The sequence below is a fragment of the Enterobacter sp. NFIX59 genome, from assembly GCF_900113755.1.
GTDB lineage: Bacteria > Pseudomonadota > Gammaproteobacteria > Enterobacterales > Enterobacteriaceae > Enterobacter > Enterobacter pseudoroggenkampii.
Genome location: NZ_FOQN01000001.1, coordinates 336,376 through 353,320, shown reverse-complemented (window position 1 = coordinate 353,320; position 16,945 = coordinate 336,376). Strand labels below are relative to the sequence as shown.

At 57.8% G+C, this 16,945-nt stretch carries 18 protein-coding genes; 12 read left to right on the top strand and 6 right to left on the bottom strand.

Annotated elements, in window-relative coordinates; translation table 11 throughout:
• Positions 1-4 precede the first annotated feature (4 nt).
• Genes urtB through zinT form a run of 5 tightly spaced genes read left to right on the top strand, consistent with a single transcriptional unit; the run spans position 5 to position 4,851 of the window.
• On the top strand, positions 5-1,579 hold the full coding sequence (gene urtB, locus BM007_RS01675) for an urea ABC transporter permease subunit UrtB (protein WP_090416970.1): 1,575 nt from the start codon (positions 5-7) through the stop codon (positions 1,577-1,579).
• Positions 1,579-2,652: an urea ABC transporter permease subunit UrtC gene (gene urtC / locus BM007_RS01670; protein ID WP_090416968.1), complete on the top strand. Its 1,074-nt coding sequence runs from the start codon at positions 1,579-1,581 to the stop codon at positions 2,650-2,652. The genes urtB and urtC overlap by 1 nt, the downstream gene beginning before the upstream one ends.
• Entirely contained in the window at positions 2,652-3,449 is a 798-nt protein-coding gene (gene urtD / locus BM007_RS01665) for an urea ABC transporter ATP-binding protein UrtD (RefSeq protein ID WP_090416966.1), read from the top strand. The genes urtC and urtD overlap by 1 nt, the downstream gene beginning before the upstream one ends.
• Before the next feature lie 9 nt (positions 3,450-3,458).
• Positions 3,459-4,157 carry an urea ABC transporter ATP-binding subunit UrtE gene (gene urtE, locus BM007_RS01660; protein ID WP_090416964.1) on the top strand — a complete coding sequence of 233 codons (699 nt, stop codon included), beginning with the start codon at positions 3,459-3,461 and terminating at the stop codon, positions 4,155-4,157.
• A 52-nt stretch (positions 4,158-4,209) separates the two neighbouring features.
• Positions 4,210-4,851 carry a metal-binding protein ZinT gene (gene zinT / locus BM007_RS01655; protein WP_090418182.1) on the top strand — a complete coding sequence of 214 codons (642 nt, stop codon included), beginning with the start codon at positions 4,210-4,212 and terminating at the stop codon, positions 4,849-4,851.
• Positions 4,852-4,897: 46 nt separating this feature from the next.
• Here zinT and ydeE read toward each other — a convergent pair whose 3' ends face one another.
• The gene (gene ydeE / locus BM007_RS01650) at positions 4,898-6,091 is read right to left on the bottom strand and encodes an efflux MFS transporter YdeE (RefSeq protein ID WP_024908445.1); all 1,194 of its coding nucleotides are present in this window, start codon (positions 6,089-6,091) and stop codon (positions 4,898-4,900) included.
• Positions 6,092-6,285: 194 nt separating this feature from the next.
• Between ydeE and eamA the strand changes: the two genes are divergently transcribed.
• Positions 6,286-7,191 carry an O-acetylserine/cysteine exporter gene (gene eamA / locus BM007_RS01645; RefSeq protein WP_090416962.1) on the top strand — a complete coding sequence of 302 codons (906 nt, stop codon included), beginning with the start codon at positions 6,286-6,288 and terminating at the stop codon, positions 7,189-7,191.
• A 32-nt stretch (positions 7,192-7,223) separates the two neighbouring features.
• Here eamA and marB read toward each other — a convergent pair whose 3' ends face one another.
• The 3 genes from marB to marR are packed head-to-tail and all read right to left on the bottom strand — an operon-like array spanning position 7,224 to position 8,312.
• Positions 7,224-7,442 carry a multiple antibiotic resistance protein MarB gene (gene marB / locus BM007_RS01640; RefSeq protein ID WP_023335698.1) on the bottom strand — a complete coding sequence of 73 codons (219 nt, stop codon included), beginning with the start codon at positions 7,440-7,442 and terminating at the stop codon, positions 7,224-7,226.
• A gap of 33 nt (positions 7,443-7,475) precedes the next feature.
• Positions 7,476-7,856: an MDR efflux pump AcrAB transcriptional activator MarA gene (gene marA / locus BM007_RS01635; protein WP_008502237.1), complete on the bottom strand. Its 381-nt coding sequence runs from the start codon at positions 7,854-7,856 to the stop codon at positions 7,476-7,478.
• Between the two features lie 21 nt (positions 7,857-7,877).
• Complete coding sequence (gene marR, locus BM007_RS01630) at positions 7,878-8,312, bottom strand: multiple antibiotic resistance transcriptional regulator MarR (protein ID WP_032647191.1); 435 nt, start codon at positions 8,310-8,312, stop codon at positions 7,878-7,880.
• Positions 8,313-8,567: 255 nt separating this feature from the next.
• On the opposite strand from marR, the gene BM007_RS01625 reads away from it, so the two are divergent.
• Positions 8,568-9,233 carry a MarC family NAAT transporter gene (locus tag BM007_RS01625; RefSeq protein WP_024908448.1) on the top strand — a complete coding sequence of 222 codons (666 nt, stop codon included), beginning with the start codon at positions 8,568-8,570 and terminating at the stop codon, positions 9,231-9,233.
• A 94-nt stretch (positions 9,234-9,327) separates the two neighbouring features.
• On the opposite strand, the gene BM007_RS01620 is transcribed toward BM007_RS01625, so the two are convergent.
• Positions 9,328-10,524, bottom strand: a complete 1,197-nt coding sequence (locus BM007_RS01620) for a sugar transporter (RefSeq protein WP_090416960.1) — start codon at positions 10,522-10,524, stop codon at positions 9,328-9,330.
• 177 nt (positions 10,525-10,701) lie between these two features.
• Between BM007_RS01620 and BM007_RS01615 the strand changes: the two genes are divergently transcribed.
• The 3 genes from BM007_RS01615 (at position 10,702) to BM007_RS01605 (ending at position 12,883) form a co-directional block, all read left to right on the top strand.
• On the top strand, positions 10,702-11,490 hold the full coding sequence (locus tag BM007_RS01615; RefSeq protein ID WP_090416958.1) for a PhzF family phenazine biosynthesis protein: 789 nt from the start codon (positions 10,702-10,704) through the stop codon (positions 11,488-11,490).
• Positions 11,491-11,517: 27 nt separating this feature from the next.
• Positions 11,518-12,309 carry a PhzF family phenazine biosynthesis protein gene (locus BM007_RS01610; protein WP_090416956.1) on the top strand — a complete coding sequence of 264 codons (792 nt, stop codon included), beginning with the start codon at positions 11,518-11,520 and terminating at the stop codon, positions 12,307-12,309.
• Positions 12,310-12,400: 91 nt separating this feature from the next.
• Positions 12,401-12,883, top strand: coding sequence for a GNAT family N-acetyltransferase (locus BM007_RS01605; RefSeq protein WP_032647199.1), 483 nt, complete (start codon positions 12,401-12,403; stop codon positions 12,881-12,883).
• Here BM007_RS01605 and BM007_RS01600 read toward each other — a convergent pair.
• Entirely contained in the window at positions 12,837-13,715 is an 879-nt protein-coding gene (locus BM007_RS01600) for a putrescine utilization regulator PtrR (RefSeq protein ID WP_090416954.1), read from the bottom strand. The genes BM007_RS01605 and BM007_RS01600 overlap by 47 nt on opposite strands.
• Positions 13,716-13,813: 98 nt before the next feature.
• Between BM007_RS01600 and sad the strand changes: the two genes are divergently transcribed.
• On the top strand, positions 13,814-15,202 hold the full coding sequence (sad, locus tag BM007_RS01595) for a succinate-semialdehyde dehydrogenase (RefSeq protein WP_090416952.1): 1,389 nt from the start codon (positions 13,814-13,816) through the stop codon (positions 15,200-15,202).
• A 111-nt stretch (positions 15,203-15,313) separates the two neighbouring features.
• Entirely contained in the window at positions 15,314-16,903 is a 1,590-nt protein-coding gene (locus BM007_RS01590; protein WP_024908463.1) for a methyl-accepting chemotaxis protein, read from the top strand.
• Positions 16,904-16,945: the final 42 nt, after the last annotated feature.

Here is a 16,945-nt window from a genome sequence, read left to right as displayed (position 1 = left end):
CGTCATGAACGCCATGCGCCTGTTCATCGCTCTTGTATGGCTTTCCGGACTGCTGCCAGGGATGGCGCAGGCATCGGATGCCGATCGTTTTGTTGCCGCCAGCCGTAGCCAGCAGGCGGATTTGTTGACGCAGTGGGCCGCCGCGCCGGACGCGGTTAGGCTGCCGCTGCTGCAGGCGCTGCAAAAGGAAAATTTGTATACCGACAGCCAAAAGCACGCCTTTGCGCAGCGCAATGGTCAAATGATCTCGCTCGGTGACGCAAAGGCGGCCGAAGGGCCAACCAAAGCCGTTCGTCTGACCAACCGGCTGCGCGTACTGGCCGCCACGGCCATCGCGACGCATCAGCTGGTGAGTGACAGCGTCACCGAAAGGCGATCGGCGGCACGCCAGCTTCAGCGGGATGCCCAGCCCGGGATGCTCGTTTTTCTGGAAAAGCGGGTAAACGAAGAAACGGACGCGGTGGCGCGTCAGGCGCTGCTGCTGGCGGTGGCAAATCTCCAGCTAGCCAGCCCGCTGGCCGAGGTGCGCCGCAAGGCTGTTGAATTATTAGGGCAGTCTGACGATCCGGACGTGGAGTCAAGACTTACCCCGTTTACCCAGGCACAGACAGAGCCGGATACCGGGGTTCGCGCCGCCGCGCAGGAGAGTCTTAGCCAGATCCAGCATCGGCTGATGTGGGGCGATCTGCTGGGCCAGGCGTTTATGGGGCTTTCTCTGGGGTCGGTGCTGCTGCTGGCGGCGCTGGGGCTTGCCATCACCTACGGCCTGCTGGGGGTCATCAATATGGCGCACGGCGAAATGCTGATGCTGGGCGCGTATGCCACGTGGATGGTGCAGCAGGCGATGGCCGGGCTTGCGCCCCAGTGGTTGGCGCTCTATCCCGTTATCGCGCTGCCGGTCGCGTTCTGCCTGACGGCGGGCATCGGGATGGTGCTGGAGCGCACCGTGATTCGCCATTTGTACGGTCGTCCGCTGGAAACGCTGCTGGCGACGTGGGGCATCAGCCTGATGCTTATCCAACTGGTGCGCATGACCTTTGGCGCCCAGAACCTCGAGGTGGCGAACCCGGCATGGCTCTCCGGTGGGGTGCAGGTTTTTGCCAACCTGACGCTGCCGTGGAACCGCATTGTGGTGCTGGGCTTCGTGCTGCTGGTGCTGTTCTTCACCTGGCTCATTCTGAACAAAACCCGTCTGGGGCTCAACGTGCGGGCGGTGACGCAAAACCGCAGCATGGCCGCCTGCTGTGGGGTACCGACAGGGCGCGTCGATATGCTGGCGTTCGGGCTTGGCTCCGGGATTGCGGGGTTAGGCGGCGTGGCGCTATCGCAGCTTGGTAACGTCGGGCCGGAGTTGGGCCAGGGCTATATCATCGACTCCTTCCTTGTGGTGGTGCTGGGAGGCGTAGGCCAGCTGGCAGGCAGCGTGGCCGCGGCGTTTGGTCTGGGGATATTCAATAAAATTCTTGAACCGCAGATGGGTGCGGTGCTGGGCAAGATCGTGATTCTGGTGGCGATCGTGCTGTTTATTCAGAAACGCCCCCAGGGGCTGTTTGCGCTGAAAGGGAGGGTGATTGACTGATGAGCCAGCCGCTGACCTTAATGCTGGCGCGCAAAGCGCCACGCACAACGCAACTTGCAGGCAGCCTGCTGGTGGTGTGTCTGCTGATATTGCCGTTTTTCGCCTTACTGCCTGCGACGCATCCGCTGGCGCTGTCGACCTGGATGCTGACCCTGATTGGCAAGATCCTCTGCTACGCCATCGTTGCGGTAGCGCTGGATCTGGTGTGGGGCTATGCCGGGATGCTGTCGCTTGGGCACGGGATCTTCTTCGCGCTGGGCGGATACGCGATGGGGATGTACCTGATGCGCCAGGCCGCGGGCGACGGTCTGCCCGCGTTTATGTCGTTCCTCTCCTGGAGCGAGCTGCCGTGGTTCTGGTGGGGAACCCAGCATTTTGCCTGGGCGCTGGTGCTGATTGTGATGGTGCCGGGCCTGCTGGCGCTGGTGTTTGGCTGGTTTGCCTTCCGCTCAAAGATCAAAGGGGTCTACTTCTCGATTATGACCCAGGCGCTGACCTATGCCGGGATGCTGCTGTTCTTTCGCAACGAAACCGGTTTTGGCGGCAATAACGGCTTTACCGGCTTCACCACGCTGCTCGGGTTTTCAGTAACGGAAACGACCACCCGTATCGCGCTGTTTCTGGCCACCGTGCTGTTGCTGCTCCTGGCGTTAGGCACCGGATTTGCGCTGGCGAAGAGCAAGTTTGGCCGCATCCTGACCGCTGTTCGCGATGCCGAAAATCGGCTGACGTTTTGCGGCTACGATCCGCGCGGCTTCAAGCTGCTGGTATGGACGCTCTCTGCCGTGCTGTGCGGTCTGGCGGGGGCGCTGTACGTGCCGCAGGTGGGCATTATCAACCCTGGCGAAATGTCGCCGACAAACTCGATAGAAGCGGCCATCTGGGTTGCGCTGGGCGGGCGCGGCACGCTGGTGGGGCCGGTGATTGGCGCGGCGCTGGTGAACGGGGCGAAAAGTTTTTTCACCGTCGCGATGCCGGAATACTGGCAGCTGTTTCTGGGGTTGATTTTTATCGCCGTCACGCTGTTTTTACCGCGCGGCGTCTACGGTCTGTTTCGAAAGGGAGATAAATAATGCAGCCAGCCGAAGGGTTATTTACCCGCCAGTTGCCCGGCGATCGTTACCGCGAGCAGACCGACCCGGTGCTTCAGCTTGAGGCGATTAACGTCAATTTTGATGGCTTTCAGGCCCTGACCGATCTCTCGCTGAATATCGGCGTGGGCGAGCTGCGCTGCGTGATCGGCCCCAACGGAGCCGGTAAAACCACGCTGATGGACGTCATCACCGGCAAAACGCGTCCAGAGAGCGGCAGGGCGATTTACGATCAGTCCATCGATCTGACCGCGCTGGAGCCTGCGGTCATTGCCCGCCAGGGGATCGGGCGTAAATTCCAGAAACCCACCGTTTTTGAAGCGCTGACGGTGTGGGAAAACCTGGAGATCGCCATGAAAACCGATAAGTCCGTCTGGGCGAGCCTGCGAGCAACGCTCAACGGTGAACAGCGCGACCGGATCGATGAGATGCTGGTTTTGCTGCGCCTTAGCAGCGAGCGCGACCGCCGCGCCGGGCTGCTTTCCCACGGGCAAAAGCAGTTTCTGGAGATCGGCATGCTGCTGGTGCAGGACCCGCATCTGCTGCTGTTGGATGAACCCGCCGCCGGGATGACCGACGCGGAAACGGAATATACCGCCGAGCTGTTCAAAACGCTGGCGGGCAAGCACTCCCTGATGGTGGTGGAGCACGATATGGGCTTTGTTGAAACCATCGCCGACCATGTGACGGTGCTGCATCAGGGGCGGGTGCTGGCGGAAGGGTCGCTTCGCGAGGTGCAGGCTAACGAGCAGGTGATTGAGGTCTATCTGGGACGTTAAGGAGAGGGAATGTTACAGGTCAACGAACTGAATCAGTATTACGGCGGCAGCCATATCCTGCGCGGCGTGAGCTTTGAGGCTAACACTGGCGAAGTCACCTGCCTGCTGGGGCGCAACGGCGTCGGGAAAACCACGCTGCTGAAGTGTCTGATGGGGCTGATCCCGGCGAAAACCGGGGAGGTCATCTGGCAGGGTAAAAAGATTACCCACAGCAGGCCGCATCAGCGGGTGCAGACTGGCGTGGCGTATGTTCCGCAGGGGCGCGAGATTTTCTCGCGCCTGACCGTGGAGGAGAACCTTCTGCTGGGGCTGTCGCGATTTTCCGCCCGCGAGGCGAAGCAGGTGCCGGAAGAGATCTGGCAGCTGTTCCCGGTGCTTAAAGAGATGAAGCATCGTCGCGGGGGCGATCTCTCCGGCGGGCAACAGCAGCAGCTGGCGATTGGGCGCGCGCTGGCGAGCCGTCCGCAGCTGCTGATCCTGGATGAGCCGACCGAAGGCATACAGCCGTCGGTGATTAAAGAGATTGGTCAGGTGATCCGCACCCTGGCTGACCGGGGGGATATGGCGATCCTGCTGGTTGAGCAATTTTACGACTTTGCCGCCGAGCTGGCAGACGGCTATCTGCTCATGTCGCGCGGCACCATTATTCAGCGCGGACGGGGTGAGAACATGGAGCAGGAGGGCGTGCGCGGCCTGGTTGCGATCTGAAATGTTATAATATAACATCCTCGTTCTTATCAAACGGAATGAGGGTGTTATGTTGACTGCACATATTGGAAAATTTGCTATGACTCTGGGGGCGCTGCTGGTCAGCGGCCAGCTGTTTGCTCACTCGCACGGCCATCAGATGACTGAAGCGGAACAGAAAGCGGCGAACGGCGTGTTTGAGGATAAAGACGTGAAGGACAGAGCGCTGTCTGACTGGGACGGGACCTGGCAGTCGGTCTATCCGTTCCTGCTTGATGGTTCGCTCGATCCGGTCTTTAAACAGAAAGCGCAGAAAGACAAAAGTAAAACCTTTGACGAGGTGAAAGCCTACTACCGAACGGGTTATGCGACGGACGTGGATGCCATCGGCATCGAAAATAACGTGATGGAGTTCCATCAGGGTAAAGCGGTCAGCCGCTGTCATTATGATTACAGCGGTTACAAAATTCTGACCTACGCGTCAGGTAAGAAAGGCGTTCGCTATCTGTTTGAGTGTAAGGATGCCGCTAGCAAGGCGCCGAAGTTCGTGCAGTTCAGCGACCATACCATCGGACCGAAGGCCTCTTCGCACTTCCATATTTTCATGGGCAATACCTCCCACGAGGTGCTGCTAAAAGAGATGGATAACTGGCCGACCTATTACCCGAACGAGATGTATAAAGAGCAGGTGGTGGAGGAGATGTTGCACCACTGATGCTTTATTGCCGGGTGGCGGCTGCGCCTTACCCGGCCTGCATTTGCTACGCCGCTTTGGGCGACTCGCACCACGCCTTCACGCTCATCCCGCGCAAAATCATCAGCCATGCGACAACAATGGCGACCATCATTATGACAAACAACGACCAGTGCGGCAGGTTGGTCAGGATGATACCGGTGATCATCGGGTTTGCCGCAGCGCCGAGCCAGCCCAGCGCCTGCGCGGAGAAATAGCTCGCCTTCATTCCCGGTGGCGCAATGTTGTCGATCAGCATGTATTCGCCCGGCGCATAGATAATCTCACCCAGGGTAAAGATGGCGGCAGCAATGCCCCAGTAAACCAGGTTCTCTCCGGAGAGCATAAAGCCGCCCAGCCCCACGATAAAAAACAGGGTGGCGAGGGTCATCAGCGGGCGGATATTGCTGGCTGAGATTTTGCGGCCCAGCGCATATTGCAGCGTCACCACCACGGCGGCGTTGACCGGGAGCACCACGGCCACCACCTTTTCGGCGAAATCACTGTCCGCATGCGCGGCCAGAACGTATTGCGAAATACAGCTCGCGAACGACCCGCCCACGTAGGACGCCAGCAGGCCAGAGAGCGTGTACCAGAACAGCGCGCGGTCTTTCAGTAATACCGACGGCTGCCAGGGCGTCTTCTCCTCGGTAGTATCGAGCGCCACGCTTTTTTGCACAAAGAAATGGATAAAGCCCAGCGGCAGCGCGGCGCAGAAGGCCGCCAGCCAGAACGGCAGCTGCAGGCTGTACATCACCAGCAGGGTGCCAATTGGTGGTCCGATCGTCCAGCCAATGTTCAGGAAGCTGTAGTTCAGCGAGAAGACGCGCGCTTTCTGGCTCGCGGTGAGCACGTCGGAGAACCAGGCCTTCAGCACCGTCGAAAAGACGGAATAGGCGCAGTTGATCAGCGCAAAGAACAGCACCACCAGCGTGACGTTATCGACCAGCGGGATCGCGACAAAGCCGGCGATAAAGGCCACGATGGCGATCAGCATGTAGCGTTTTTTATCAAACTTATCGGCAAGAATGCCAAATCCCAGGCTGAACACCACGCCGATAGTCAGCGCAATCGTCAGGGCATAACCAATATTCTCGACGCTCATGCTGTAGACGCGCGTGAGATAGATGGTCATAAACGGCAGCGTTGCCCCTCGACCAATGGTTAACAACAATGACGATGCCAGCAGCGCTGCGGTTGAGCGCCTGAGAGATGGTTTCATATTCCTGCCCGACAGTTGCTTATGCTTTTATTAGATGTGTGTTAACAGGATTACCATGACATAAGGGGCTTGTATAGCACCTGATTTATCCCTAAGTGCTTCAGCTGCCTGCCAGAAATAATGATCTTCTCTCGGCGCACTTTTTTCTGTTACCTTGAAGTGTTAACAAATTATTAATAATTCAGGGGCTGGGTATGACGCGGAAAGACGGGCTGCTGGCATTGCTGGTGGTCGTAGTATGGGGGCTCAATTTTGTGGTCATTAAGCTGGGGTTGCACAACATGCCGCCGCTGATGCTGGCCGGTTTACGCTTTATGCTGGTCGCTTTTCCGGCAATCTTCTTTGTGGCCCGCCCGAAGATCCCCTTTAAACTGCTGCTGGGCTACGGTCTGACCATTAGCTTTGGCCAGTTCGCATTTCTCTTTTGCGCCATCAAGTTCGGTATGCCGGCGGGTCTTGCCTCGCTGGTGTTACAGGCGCAGGCGTTCTTTACCATTATTCTCGGGGCGTTCGTGTTTGGCGAGCGTCTGCAGGGCAAACAGCTGGCGGGGATCACCCTGGCGGTGTTCGGCGTGCTGGTGCTGATCGAGGCCAGCCTGAATGGTCAGCATGTGGCTCTGCTCGGGTTTATGTTGACGCTGGCGGCGGGGCTGAGCTGGGCCTGCGGGAATATTTTCAACAAGCTGATTATGCAGCACGAGGCGCGCCCGGCGGTGATGTCGCTGGTGGTGTGGAGCGCACTGATCCCGGTGATCCCGTTTCTGCTGGCGTCGAGTATTCTGGACGGTCCGGCGGTGATGCTGAACAGTCTGGTCGACATCGATATGACCACGATCCTGTCTCTCGTCTATCTGGCCTTTGTCGCCACCATTGTGGGCTACGGGATCTGGGGATCGCTGCTGGGACGGTATGAAACCTGGCGCGTCGCGCCGTTATCCCTTCTGGTACCGGTGGTAGGGCTTGCCAGTGCGGCACTCTTACTGGATGAAACGCTAAGCGCGCTGCAGCTGTTTGGCGCCGTGCTGATCATGGCCGGGCTGTACATTAACGTGTTTGGTCTGCGGGTTCGTCGGACGACGCGGGTAAGCGAAAAGGCATAAAAAAAGCCCCGCGTCTGCGGGGCAAAAACGAATCAGAGGCCGTGCTGATTATAATAAGGCACGCCTAATTCGTCGGATTTGTCGCTACCAGCACCCATATGGTTGAAATCATAAGGCGACTGGTCATGTGCTGACGGCAAAATCATCGTATCAGGATTATTTTGCTGCGTTGCACGAGGGGTTTGCTCCGCGAAGGTCTGGCTGGAGAACAGCACCAGCAAGGCGAGGGCGGCGGAGGCGATAACTTTCATGATTTCCTCGGTTACGTCTGTTACAGGCGATGATTAACTACAGTGTTTTAACGGATACAGGTATCGGGATTCGCCCGGCACGCTGGTGATTCGGTACTTATGAGGCGGCACGTCAAAATAGTTCTTGAACGTACGCGTCAGGGTTTGCTGCGATTCAAATCCGTAACGCTCCGCCAGATAAAGGATCGGCTCATTGCTTTCTTTCAGTTTCTGGGCAATTTCCGTCAGCTTGCGGCTGCGAATATATTGACCTAATGAATGACCGGTCTCTTTTTTGAACATCCGTTGCAGGTGCCATTTGGAGTAACCCGAACGCTCTGACACTTTTTCAAGGGAGAGCGGCGATTCCAGGTTATCTTCGATCCAGTCCAAAATGCTATGAATGGTAATAGCGTCAGTATTGCGTCTGGACATCGTCATACCTCTTTTTTCTGTTTACGGCAGGATTTTCTTCAGCAAAAGCTCAAGGGTTGCCACTTCATCTGCCGTTAAGTTTTTTGTTAGTTCCTGATGCAGTGTTTGTCCTACTAATTGATGACATTGCTCGCACATGTCCGCGCCATCGCTGGTTAGCTTCACCAGTACGCCGCGTTTGTCATTCGGGTTAGGGCTTCGTTCTATCCATCCTTTGCAGACGAGACGATCGAGCATGCGGGTTAACGCGCCCAGATCGACAGAGAGCACCTTTTTCAGCTCAACCGGCGTGATACACACTTCGCAGCGAATGGAACACAGCACTTTGAACTGTGTTGCGGTGATATCCAGCGGTGACAGGTAGTCATTGAGCAGGCGATCTTTTTTCTGATTGACCATATGAATAAGACGACCCAGCGGAACAACGTCGTTAAAGATATCACTGGTGCTTTTCACAATGGTTGCCCTGGCAAGTAATTAGTCACGGCAGATATTATTGCTCAGGCAAGTATAAGTCAACTGAATGAGTCAGCCGATGCCACGAATTGCTAAAACGTTTCATGAACTTTTTTTGAGTTCTTTCAAATCAGATAGATAACTGACAGTTATCTTTTCAGAAGGGAAATAATCGTTACGTTGCACCCATGGCTGAATGTCACACTTTCACCCTATAATTGCTCTGTTAAATATGGATAAGGACAACAACGCACTATGTTGGATTTAATTAAAGCAATCAGCCTTGGGCTGGTGGTCTTGCTGCCGTTGGCTAACCCGTTAACGACGGTGGCGCTGTTCCTCGGGCTGGCAGGGAATATGAACAGCGCCGAGCGCAACCATCAGTCGATGATGGCCTCGGTGTATGTGTTTGCCATCATGATGGTGGCTTATTACGCCGGACAGGTGGTGATGAATACCTTCGGGATTTCCATCCCGGGCCTGCGTATCGCCGGGGGGCTGATTGTGGCCTTTATTGGTTTCCGCATGCTGTTCCCGGCGCAAAAAGCGCATGAGTCGCCGGAAGCGGCCAGCAAATCGGAAGAGCTGGAAACCGAACCGAGTGCCAATATCGCCTTTGTGCCGATTGCCATGCCGAGCACGGCGGGGCCGGGGACCATCGCGATGATCATCAGCTCCGCGTCGACGGTGCGTGACAGCGCAACCTTCCCGGACTGGGTGCTGACGGTAGCGCCACCGCTGATTTTTGCGATTATCGGTCTTATCGTATGGGTGTCGCTGCGCAGTTCTGGCGCCATTATGCGCTGGGTAGGCAAGGGCGGTATCGAGGCAATTTCCCGTCTGATGGGCTTCTTACTGGTCTGTATGGGCGTGCAGTTTATTATTAACGGCGTGCTGGAAATTATTAAGACCTATCATTGATGTGATTGCCGGGTGGCGGCTACGCCTTACCCGGCCTACGTTATTATGGGCTTGTAGGCCGGGTAAGCGCAGCGCCACCCGGCACAAACAAACCTCACCCGTGCTGCCCCTGTTCCTCCAGCGCCACCGGCCATTTACGGAAGATGAGCACCGACCAGACAAGTGCCACCAGGGCCGGAATAGCCCCCAGATAGCCAATCGCCGACATCGACACGTGCAGTATGACCTGATTTCCCACCAGCGCGCCCGCGCCAATCCCCAGATTGAAAATCCCGGAGAACAGCGACATGGCAACGTCCGTTGCATCCGGCGCCAGGGCCAGAACTTTCACCTGCATGCCCAGACCAATAATCATGATCGCCACGCCCCAGAACAGGCTCAGGATCGCCAGATAGCTTTCACTGCCCGCGGCGGGCATCAGCAGCAGCAGGCAGGCCAGCAGCAGGCCGATGGCGCTGCTCACCAGTAAGGAGGCGTGCCGGTTACCCAGCTTGCCAAACAGCACGCTGCCAATAATGCCCGCGCCACCGAGGATCAACAGTAAGACGGTGGCAAAATTGGCGCTAAAGCCCGCTACCATCTGCACAAACGGTTCAATGTAGCTATACGCCGTGTAATGGGCCGTCACCACAATGACGGTCAGCAGGTAGATACTCAGCAGCGCCGGGCGACGCATCAGCAGCGGCAGGCTTTTCAGCGAGCCGGAATGTTCGCTCGGCAGCGCGGGCAGCAGTTTAATCAGACATACCAGCGTAACCAGCGCACCCATACCGATGGCGAAGAAGGTCGTACGCCAGCCGAAGTATTGCCCCACGATGCGGCCAATTGGCAGACCCAGCACCATCGCCAGTGCGGTACCGGTAGCAATCAGGCTCAGCGCCTGCGCGCGTTTCCCTGCCGGCGCCAGGCGAATCGCCAGCGACGCGGTGATAGACCAGAACACCGCATGGGCAAAGGCGATGCCGATGCGGCTCATGACCAGCACCGTAAAATTCCACGCCATAAATGACAGCACGTGGCTCGCAATGAACAAGACAAACAGACCGATCAGCAGCCTGCGCCGCTCCATCTGGCTGGTCAGCAGCATAAACGGCAGGGACATCAGCGCCACTACCCAGGCGTAGATGGTCAACATAATGCCCACCTGAGCCGTTTCCATCTGGAAACTTTCAGCGATGTCAGACAACAGCCCAACCGGAACAAATTCTGTGGTATTAAAAATAAACGCGGCAATGGCCAGCGTGACCACGCGTAGCCACGCAACCCTGCGGGAAACTGTGTTCGTTGTCATAGGGATGTCGGAGATTCGTTGCTGTAAAGAAGAGGAGACGATCTTAAAACGTCAAACGGCGAAAACTCAACCATTATGTGATGCAGATCTCAATATTTACCTTATAAAAGCGGTAGCCGGGAACGCTGTTTTCATTGAATATAAAAGAACAACATAATAAAAACAGGCGGTAAGACAATGCAGGAGATTGATTTTTATCTGGTCGATGCGTTCAGCGATACCTCGTTCGGCGGCAACCCGGCAGCCGTTTGCCCGCTGAAAGTGTGGTTGCCCGATGAGACCTTACTGAAAATGGCGCAGCAGCATAATCAGTCGGAAACGGCTTTTTTCGTCTGCAGTAAAGGGGGCATTGAGCTCCGCTGGTTTACCACGCTCACCGAAGTCAATCTCTGCGGCCACGCTACGCTGGCGGCCGCGCACGTGCTGTTTACCGAGCTGGATTACCCGGATTCGCGGATCCACTTTGAAACCGCCTCTGGCCGCCTGACGGTCAGCCGGGAGGGGGAGTGGATGACGCTGGACTTCCCGGCATGTCCAACCCATGAAGAGACGCCCCCGCCTGAGATGCTCTCGGCGCTGGGTATCAGCCGCTACGTTGAAGCCCGGAAAGGGCGCGCATGGGTCATCGTTCTTGAAAATCGCCAGCAGGTTGAAGCGCTTGCGCCACGCTTTTCGGCGATGACGCCGGGCGAGCATAAGGTGAGCGTGACGGCGCGAGGTGAGGGGGAATACGATTTTGTCAGCCGCTTTTTCTCACCGGGCGTTTCCGTCCCGGAGGACCCGGTCACCGGCTCCGCGCACACGATGCTGATCCCGTACTGGAGCGAAAAGCTGGGCAAAACGACGATGTTTGCCCGTCAGGTTTCAGCGCGTGGTGGCGATGTGCGCTGTGAGCTGAAAGGCTCGCGGGTGCTGATGAGCGGACAGGCCACACTTTATCTGAAAGGCACAGTTTTTCTGCGCTAAATAGCCATAACAAGAGAGGAAGAGACAATGCAGGAAATTGATTTTTATCTGGTGGATGCCTTCAGCGACAAAACCTTTGGTGGCAACGCCGCAGCGGTATGTCCTCTGGAAGAGTGGCTGCCGGACGAGACGCTGCTCAAAATGGCGCAGCAGCATAACCAGTCTGAGACCGCCTTTTTCGTGCGCACCGACGGTGGGTTTGAGCTGCGCTGGTTTACCACGCTGGATGAAATTAACCTCTGCGGACACGCTACGCTTGCCGCATCGCACGTCATTTTCGAATACCTTGATTACCCGCATACCGAAATCACCTTCACCACCCGCTTCGTGGGCGAGCTGACGGTTAAGCGCAGCGGCGACTGGCTGACGCTGAACTTCCCCGCGTGGTCGACGGAGGTTGTGGATAATCCTCCCGAGGTGCTGTTTAGCGCCCTGGGCATCACGGCGGCAAAAGAGGTGCGCGAGGGTCGGGATTACATGGTGGTGCTGGAGAGCCAGCAGCAGGTGGAGGCGTTAACGCCGGATATCGGTGCCATGCTTCCGCTGGATAAAATGGTCTGCGTGACGGCGCCGGGCGAAGAATATGACTTCGTCAGCCGCTTTTTCTGCCCGGGCGAAGGGGTGCCCGAAGATCCGGTTACCGGATCTGCCCACAGCATGCTGATCCCTTACTGGAGCGAAAAGCTGGGCAAAACGTCGCTCAATGCCCGCCAGGTGTCGCACCGTGGCGGGGATCTGCGCTGCGAGCTGAAGGGCGACCGCGTGCTGATCGGCGGTCAGGCCACCCTGTATCTGAAAGGGCGTGTCTTTTTGCGCTAACAGGGCGGAGCGATAAGTTAATACTATGTAGCACCCTGGCAGGCCTGCGCTATGTTGAAATTTAGCCTCATATAAAAGCAAGGAGCCTGCCATGTATTCCATTACCTCTGAATCTGCACGTCATCCGGACATTCTCGCTCTGATCGCGGCGCTTGACCGCTATCAGAGCGAACTCTATCCCGCAGAAAGCAACCATCTGCTCGATCTGGCTGCGCTGCCGGAAGCCTCGCTGATCCTGATGATCATTCGCGACCAGCAGCTGCACGCCGTGGGCTGTGGCGCTATCGTGCTCAACGGTGACGGAACGGGGGAGATGAAGCGGGTCTATATCGATCCGGCTCATCGCGGGCAGCATCTGGGAGAGACGCTGCTGGCCGCCCTGGAAGATGAGGCCCTGAGCCGTCATTGTCATACCGTAAGGCTGGAGACGGGCATCAAACAGCATGCCGCGGTGCGTCTTTATGAACAGTGCGGATACGATTTGCGTCCGGCGTTTGCCCCGTACGTTGACGACCCGCTCAGCCTGTTTATGGAGAAGGCGCTGGTTGAAGACGTTCGTTTAGCAGCGCTATAAAAGCTTCCAGCTGGCGGGTCATCGCCCCGCGTCGCCACACCAGCCAGGTGGTGAGCCAGCGCCAGTTTTCCGCCAGCGGCCAGGCTTCCACCTGTTGATGCCCAGGCATACTCTCCAGCATCGAGCGCGGCATCAGTGCGATGCCCGCGCCCGCAATGACGCAGGCGAGCATGCCGTGATAGGACTCCATCTCATGAATGCGGCCGGGCGTGGCGCGGTCAGCGTGAAACCAGCTCTCCAGGTGTCGGCGATACGAGCAGTTGGCGCGAAAGGCATAGACGTCGCTGCCGCTGACCTGCGCGGCGCGCGTCACCTCAACATGCCCGGCAGGCGTGACCAGCATCATCTCTTCCCGGTAGACCGGCATGCCTTCCAGCTCCGGGTGCGAAAGCGGACCGTCGACGAAGGCGGCGCTTAGGGTTCCCTCCAGTACGCCATCAATCATCGTCCCGGAAGGCCCGGTAGAAAGGGCAAACTGAATACGCGGATAGCGCTGGTTAAACTGCGCCAGCGTTTCAGGAATGCGCACGGCGGCGGTGCTTTCCAGCGCGCCGAGGGCAAATAACCCCTGTGGCTCATCCCCCGCGACAACCATGCGCGCTTCATCCACCAGGGCGAGGATCTGCTTGCTGTAGCGCAGGAAGTTATGGCCAGCCGGGGATAAGCGCAAACGCTGGTTCTCACGAATAAACAGCTCAACGCCCAGATCGGCTTCCAGCTGGCGGATGCGGGTCGTCAGGTTAGACGGCACGCGATGCACCTTCTGCGCCGCCTGGGTGATGCTGCCCGTCAGCGCGACGGCGTTAAACATTTCAAGCTGGGTTAAGTCCATGGCATTCTCGTTTCGTGAATAAGGTGGTTAGTATTATTCATTTTTAAGAAATAGCAGAGTGAGCCACAATCAATCAACCGAAATGCGTGGAGAACATCATGAAATATTCATCTGCTACACATGCCCTCTCTGTTAACCCGGCAACGGGTGAAACCCTCGCTGCGTATCCCTGGGCGACGCCGGAAGAGGTAGAACGCGCGATTTCTCAGTCCGACGCGGGCTATCGCCAGTGGCGACGCGAAAGCGTGTCCCACCGGGCGCAGAAGCTGCGGGATCTCGGCGCCGCGCTGCGAAACCGCGCGGAAGAGATGGCGCAGATTATCTCCCGTGAAATGGGCAAGCCCATCCTGCAGGCGCGAGCGGAAGTGGCAAAGTCCGCCGGTCTGTGCGACTGGTATGCCGAGCACGGCCCGGCAATGCTGCGTGCGGAGCCGACGCTGGTGGAAAACCACAACGCGGTCATTGAATACCGTCCGCTGGGGCCGATTCTCGCGGTGATGCCATGGAACTTCCCGCTCTGGCAGGTGCTGCGCGGCGCGGTGCCGATTCTGCTGGCCGGTAACAGCTATCTGCTCAAACATGCGCCTAACGTGCTCGGCTCTGCGGATCTTATTGGGCAGATCTTTGCGGATGCGGGTTTCCCTGAAGGCGTGTTCGGCTGGGTGAACGCCACCAATGACGGCGTCAGCCAGGCGATTAACGATCGTCGTGTTGCTGCGGTGACCGTCACCGGCAGCGTGCGTGCCGGGGCAGCCATTGGTGCTCAGGCGGGGGCCGCGCTGAAGAAATGCGTTCTTGAACTGGGCGGCTCAGACCCGTTCATCGTTCTCAACGATGCCGACCTGGATCTTGCCGTGAAGGCGGCGGTAGCAGGCCGCTATCAGAATACCGGACAGGTGTGCGCGGCGGCAAAACGCTTCATTGTGGAAGAAGGTATTGCGGACACCTTTACCCAACGCTTTGTCGATGCGGTTGCGGCCCTGAAGCTGGGTGCGCCGGACCAGGAAGAAAACTACCTGGGCCCGATGGCGCGTTTTGATCTGCGCGATGAACTGCATCAGCAGGTGCAGGCGACGCTGGCAGAAGGGGCAACGCTGCTCCTGGGCGGTGAGAAAATCAGTGGCGAGGGGAATTATTATGCACCAACCGTGCTGGCGAATGTCACCCCGGCGATGACGGCGTTCCGTCAGGAGCTGTTTGGGCCGGTCGCGGCCATTACGGTCGCGAAAGACGCGGAGCACGCCCTGATGCTGGCCAACGACAGCGATTTTGGTCTGTCAGCCACGGTCTTTACCGCCAGTGATGCGCTGGCAGAGACTTTCTCCCGCGAGCTGGAGTGCGGCGGCGTGTTTATCAACGGCTTTAGCGCCAGCGATGCGCGCGTGGCTTTTGGCGGCGTGAAGAAAAGCGGTTTCGGCCGCGAGCTTTCCCACTTTGGCTTGCACGAGTTCTGTAACGTGCAGACGGTGTGGAAGGATCGCGTGTAATCCTTAATTTCGGCCCTCATCGTGAGGGCCGTTGTCATTATTCTGCCATGGTTCTGTCATTTTCATTTCGTAGACTCGCACGCGTCTAACGCCTTGTAAATGAAGCTAATTATGAACCTAACGCAAATTTTCCGCCGTATTGCGCAGCGTCTCACACCTCGTCACTTTGGCCTGCTGACGGGCATCTTTTGCATTATTGGCCTTTTCTCCGCGGTGCAGCTCTCCTCGTCACTCCTGCTTAACGCCTCCCTGAACAACGCCCAGCGTAACGAGCAGCAAAACCTGCTGGCCTGGCAGCAGCAGAGCAAGCTGGATCTGGCCCGTGTTTCCCTGCTGGCGGCAAGCGATCTGCTTAACCGGTCCGGCGTCTGGTTTATGCAGGATAAAGAGACCGGCTCCGACGGAAGCTGGCATAGCCTGATGGACGATGCGCAAAAGGCGCTGACGGTTTCTCAGCAGGCGTGGAAGGCCTGGCTGGCGCTGAATCCGCCGAAAGATGACGCGCTGGTGAACAGCTATCAGCTTTTCTACGGTGCGATTAACGAGCAGGCTGAAGGTCTTCTCAAGACCAACACCATCGACGCTTTTTTTGCCGTCCCGGCGCAGGCGTTTCAGACGGATTTTAACGATAACTATGCGCGCTATCAGCAGGCAAGCGAGAAGCAGGCCATGCAGGGGCGTCAGAGCCTCATGGCGCAGCTCTCAGGATTGCAAACGTTGTTCCTGTTTGCGCCGGTGCTGTTGCTCGCTATCGCCGCTGTCGTCTGGTTCGGCATGTCCAGATGGGTGATTACGCCGCTGCGTCGGTTGATTGCGCATATCAACCGGCTGGCGGCAGGGGATCTCTCCGGCACGCCGCCGGACGTCATGCGCTTCAACCGGGAGATAGGGCAGCTTAGCGACAGTATTGCCACGATGCAGCACGGTCTGCAGCAGCTGGTCACGCAGGTCAGCCATGCCACGGTGACCATGGTGGAGAACATTGGCTCACTGGCCCAGGGTAACCAGAAGCTGTATCAGCAGTCGGCACGCCAGGCGAAAGAGCTTGAGGATGTGACGGCGCATATCGCGGCGCTGGAAAACCATGTGGAAGGGAATACCGGCTATGCCAGACTCGCCAGCTCGCGGGCGGATGAAGCGCGTCAGGCCGCCGCGGGGGGAGACCAGATGATGTCGACGGTAAACGCGTCCATGCAGGCGATCGTCGACCGATCGTCCGAGATGCGCGGGATCGTGGCGATGATCGACAGCGTGGCGTTTCAGACCAACATCCTGGCGCTGAATGCGGCCATCGAGGCGGCCCATGCCGGAAACCAGGGGCGCGGTTTTGCCGTCGTCGCCCGGGAGGTTGGATTGCTGGCCAGAAAGAGCAGCCACTCGACGCAGACCATTCAGGAGCTGATCAACCGCTCGGTTCAGGGCATTGAAGACGGTTCCCGTGCCGTCACCCTGATGGAAGAGAATCTGCAGCAGGTCACCGGTCTGGTGGGCAATTTAAGCAGTTTGCTGAATGAGATCTCCACCGCCACCCTCAGCCAGGGAGAGAGTATTCACCAGATGACGCGTCAGCTTCAGGCACTGAACCAGGTCTCCCGTCAGACGGACCTGCTGGTCTCTGACGCCTCGGATGCCTCTGAGCGACTGCAAAAGCAATCCGATCTTTTATTGCAGGCCGTTTCGCGTTTTCGTCTTAGCGCCTGACGCAATACATAAGCCTCTGTTATACTCGCAGCCCGTTTTAGC

Bases quoted from the DNA above. Each gene is read 5' to 3' on its own strand.
- urtB (WP_090416970.1), top strand. From the start codon at position 5: ATGAACGCCATGCGCCTGTTCATCGCTCTTGTATGGCTTTCCGGACTG.
- urtC (WP_090416968.1), top strand. From the start codon at position 1,579: ATGAGCCAGCCGCTGACCTTAATGCTGGCGCGCAAAGCGCCACGCACA.
- urtD (WP_090416966.1), top strand. From the start codon at position 2,652: ATGCAGCCAGCCGAAGGGTTATTTACCCGCCAGTTGCCCGGCGATCGT.
- urtE (WP_090416964.1), top strand. From the start codon at position 3,459: ATGTTACAGGTCAACGAACTGAATCAGTATTACGGCGGCAGCCATATC.
- ydeE (WP_024908445.1), bottom strand. From the start codon at position 6,091: ATGAAACCATCTCTCAGGCGCTCAACCGCAGCGCTGCTGGCATCGTCA.
- eamA (WP_090416962.1), top strand. From the start codon at position 6,286: ATGACGCGGAAAGACGGGCTGCTGGCATTGCTGGTGGTCGTAGTATGG.
- marB (WP_023335698.1), bottom strand. From the start codon at position 7,442: ATGAAAGTTATCGCCTCCGCCGCCCTCGCCTTGCTGGTGCTGTTCTCC.
- marA (WP_008502237.1), bottom strand. From the start codon at position 7,856: ATGTCCAGACGCAATACTGACGCTATTACCATTCATAGCATTTTGGAC.
- BM007_RS01625 (WP_024908448.1), top strand. From the start codon at position 8,568: ATGTTGGATTTAATTAAAGCAATCAGCCTTGGGCTGGTGGTCTTGCTG.
- BM007_RS01620 (WP_090416960.1), bottom strand. From the start codon at position 10,524: ATGACAACGAACACAGTTTCCCGCAGGGTTGCGTGGCTACGCGTGGTC.
- BM007_RS01615 (WP_090416958.1), top strand. From the start codon at position 10,702: ATGCAGGAGATTGATTTTTATCTGGTCGATGCGTTCAGCGATACCTCG.
- BM007_RS01610 (WP_090416956.1), top strand. From the start codon at position 11,518: ATGCAGGAAATTGATTTTTATCTGGTGGATGCCTTCAGCGACAAAACC.
- BM007_RS01605 (WP_032647199.1), top strand. From the start codon at position 12,401: ATGTATTCCATTACCTCTGAATCTGCACGTCATCCGGACATTCTCGCT.
- BM007_RS01600 (WP_090416954.1), bottom strand. From the start codon at position 13,715: ATGGACTTAACCCAGCTTGAAATGTTTAACGCCGTCGCGCTGACGGGC.
- sad (WP_090416952.1), top strand. From the start codon at position 13,814: ATGAAATATTCATCTGCTACACATGCCCTCTCTGTTAACCCGGCAACG.
- BM007_RS01590 (WP_024908463.1), top strand. From the start codon at position 15,314: ATGAACCTAACGCAAATTTTCCGCCGTATTGCGCAGCGTCTCACACCT.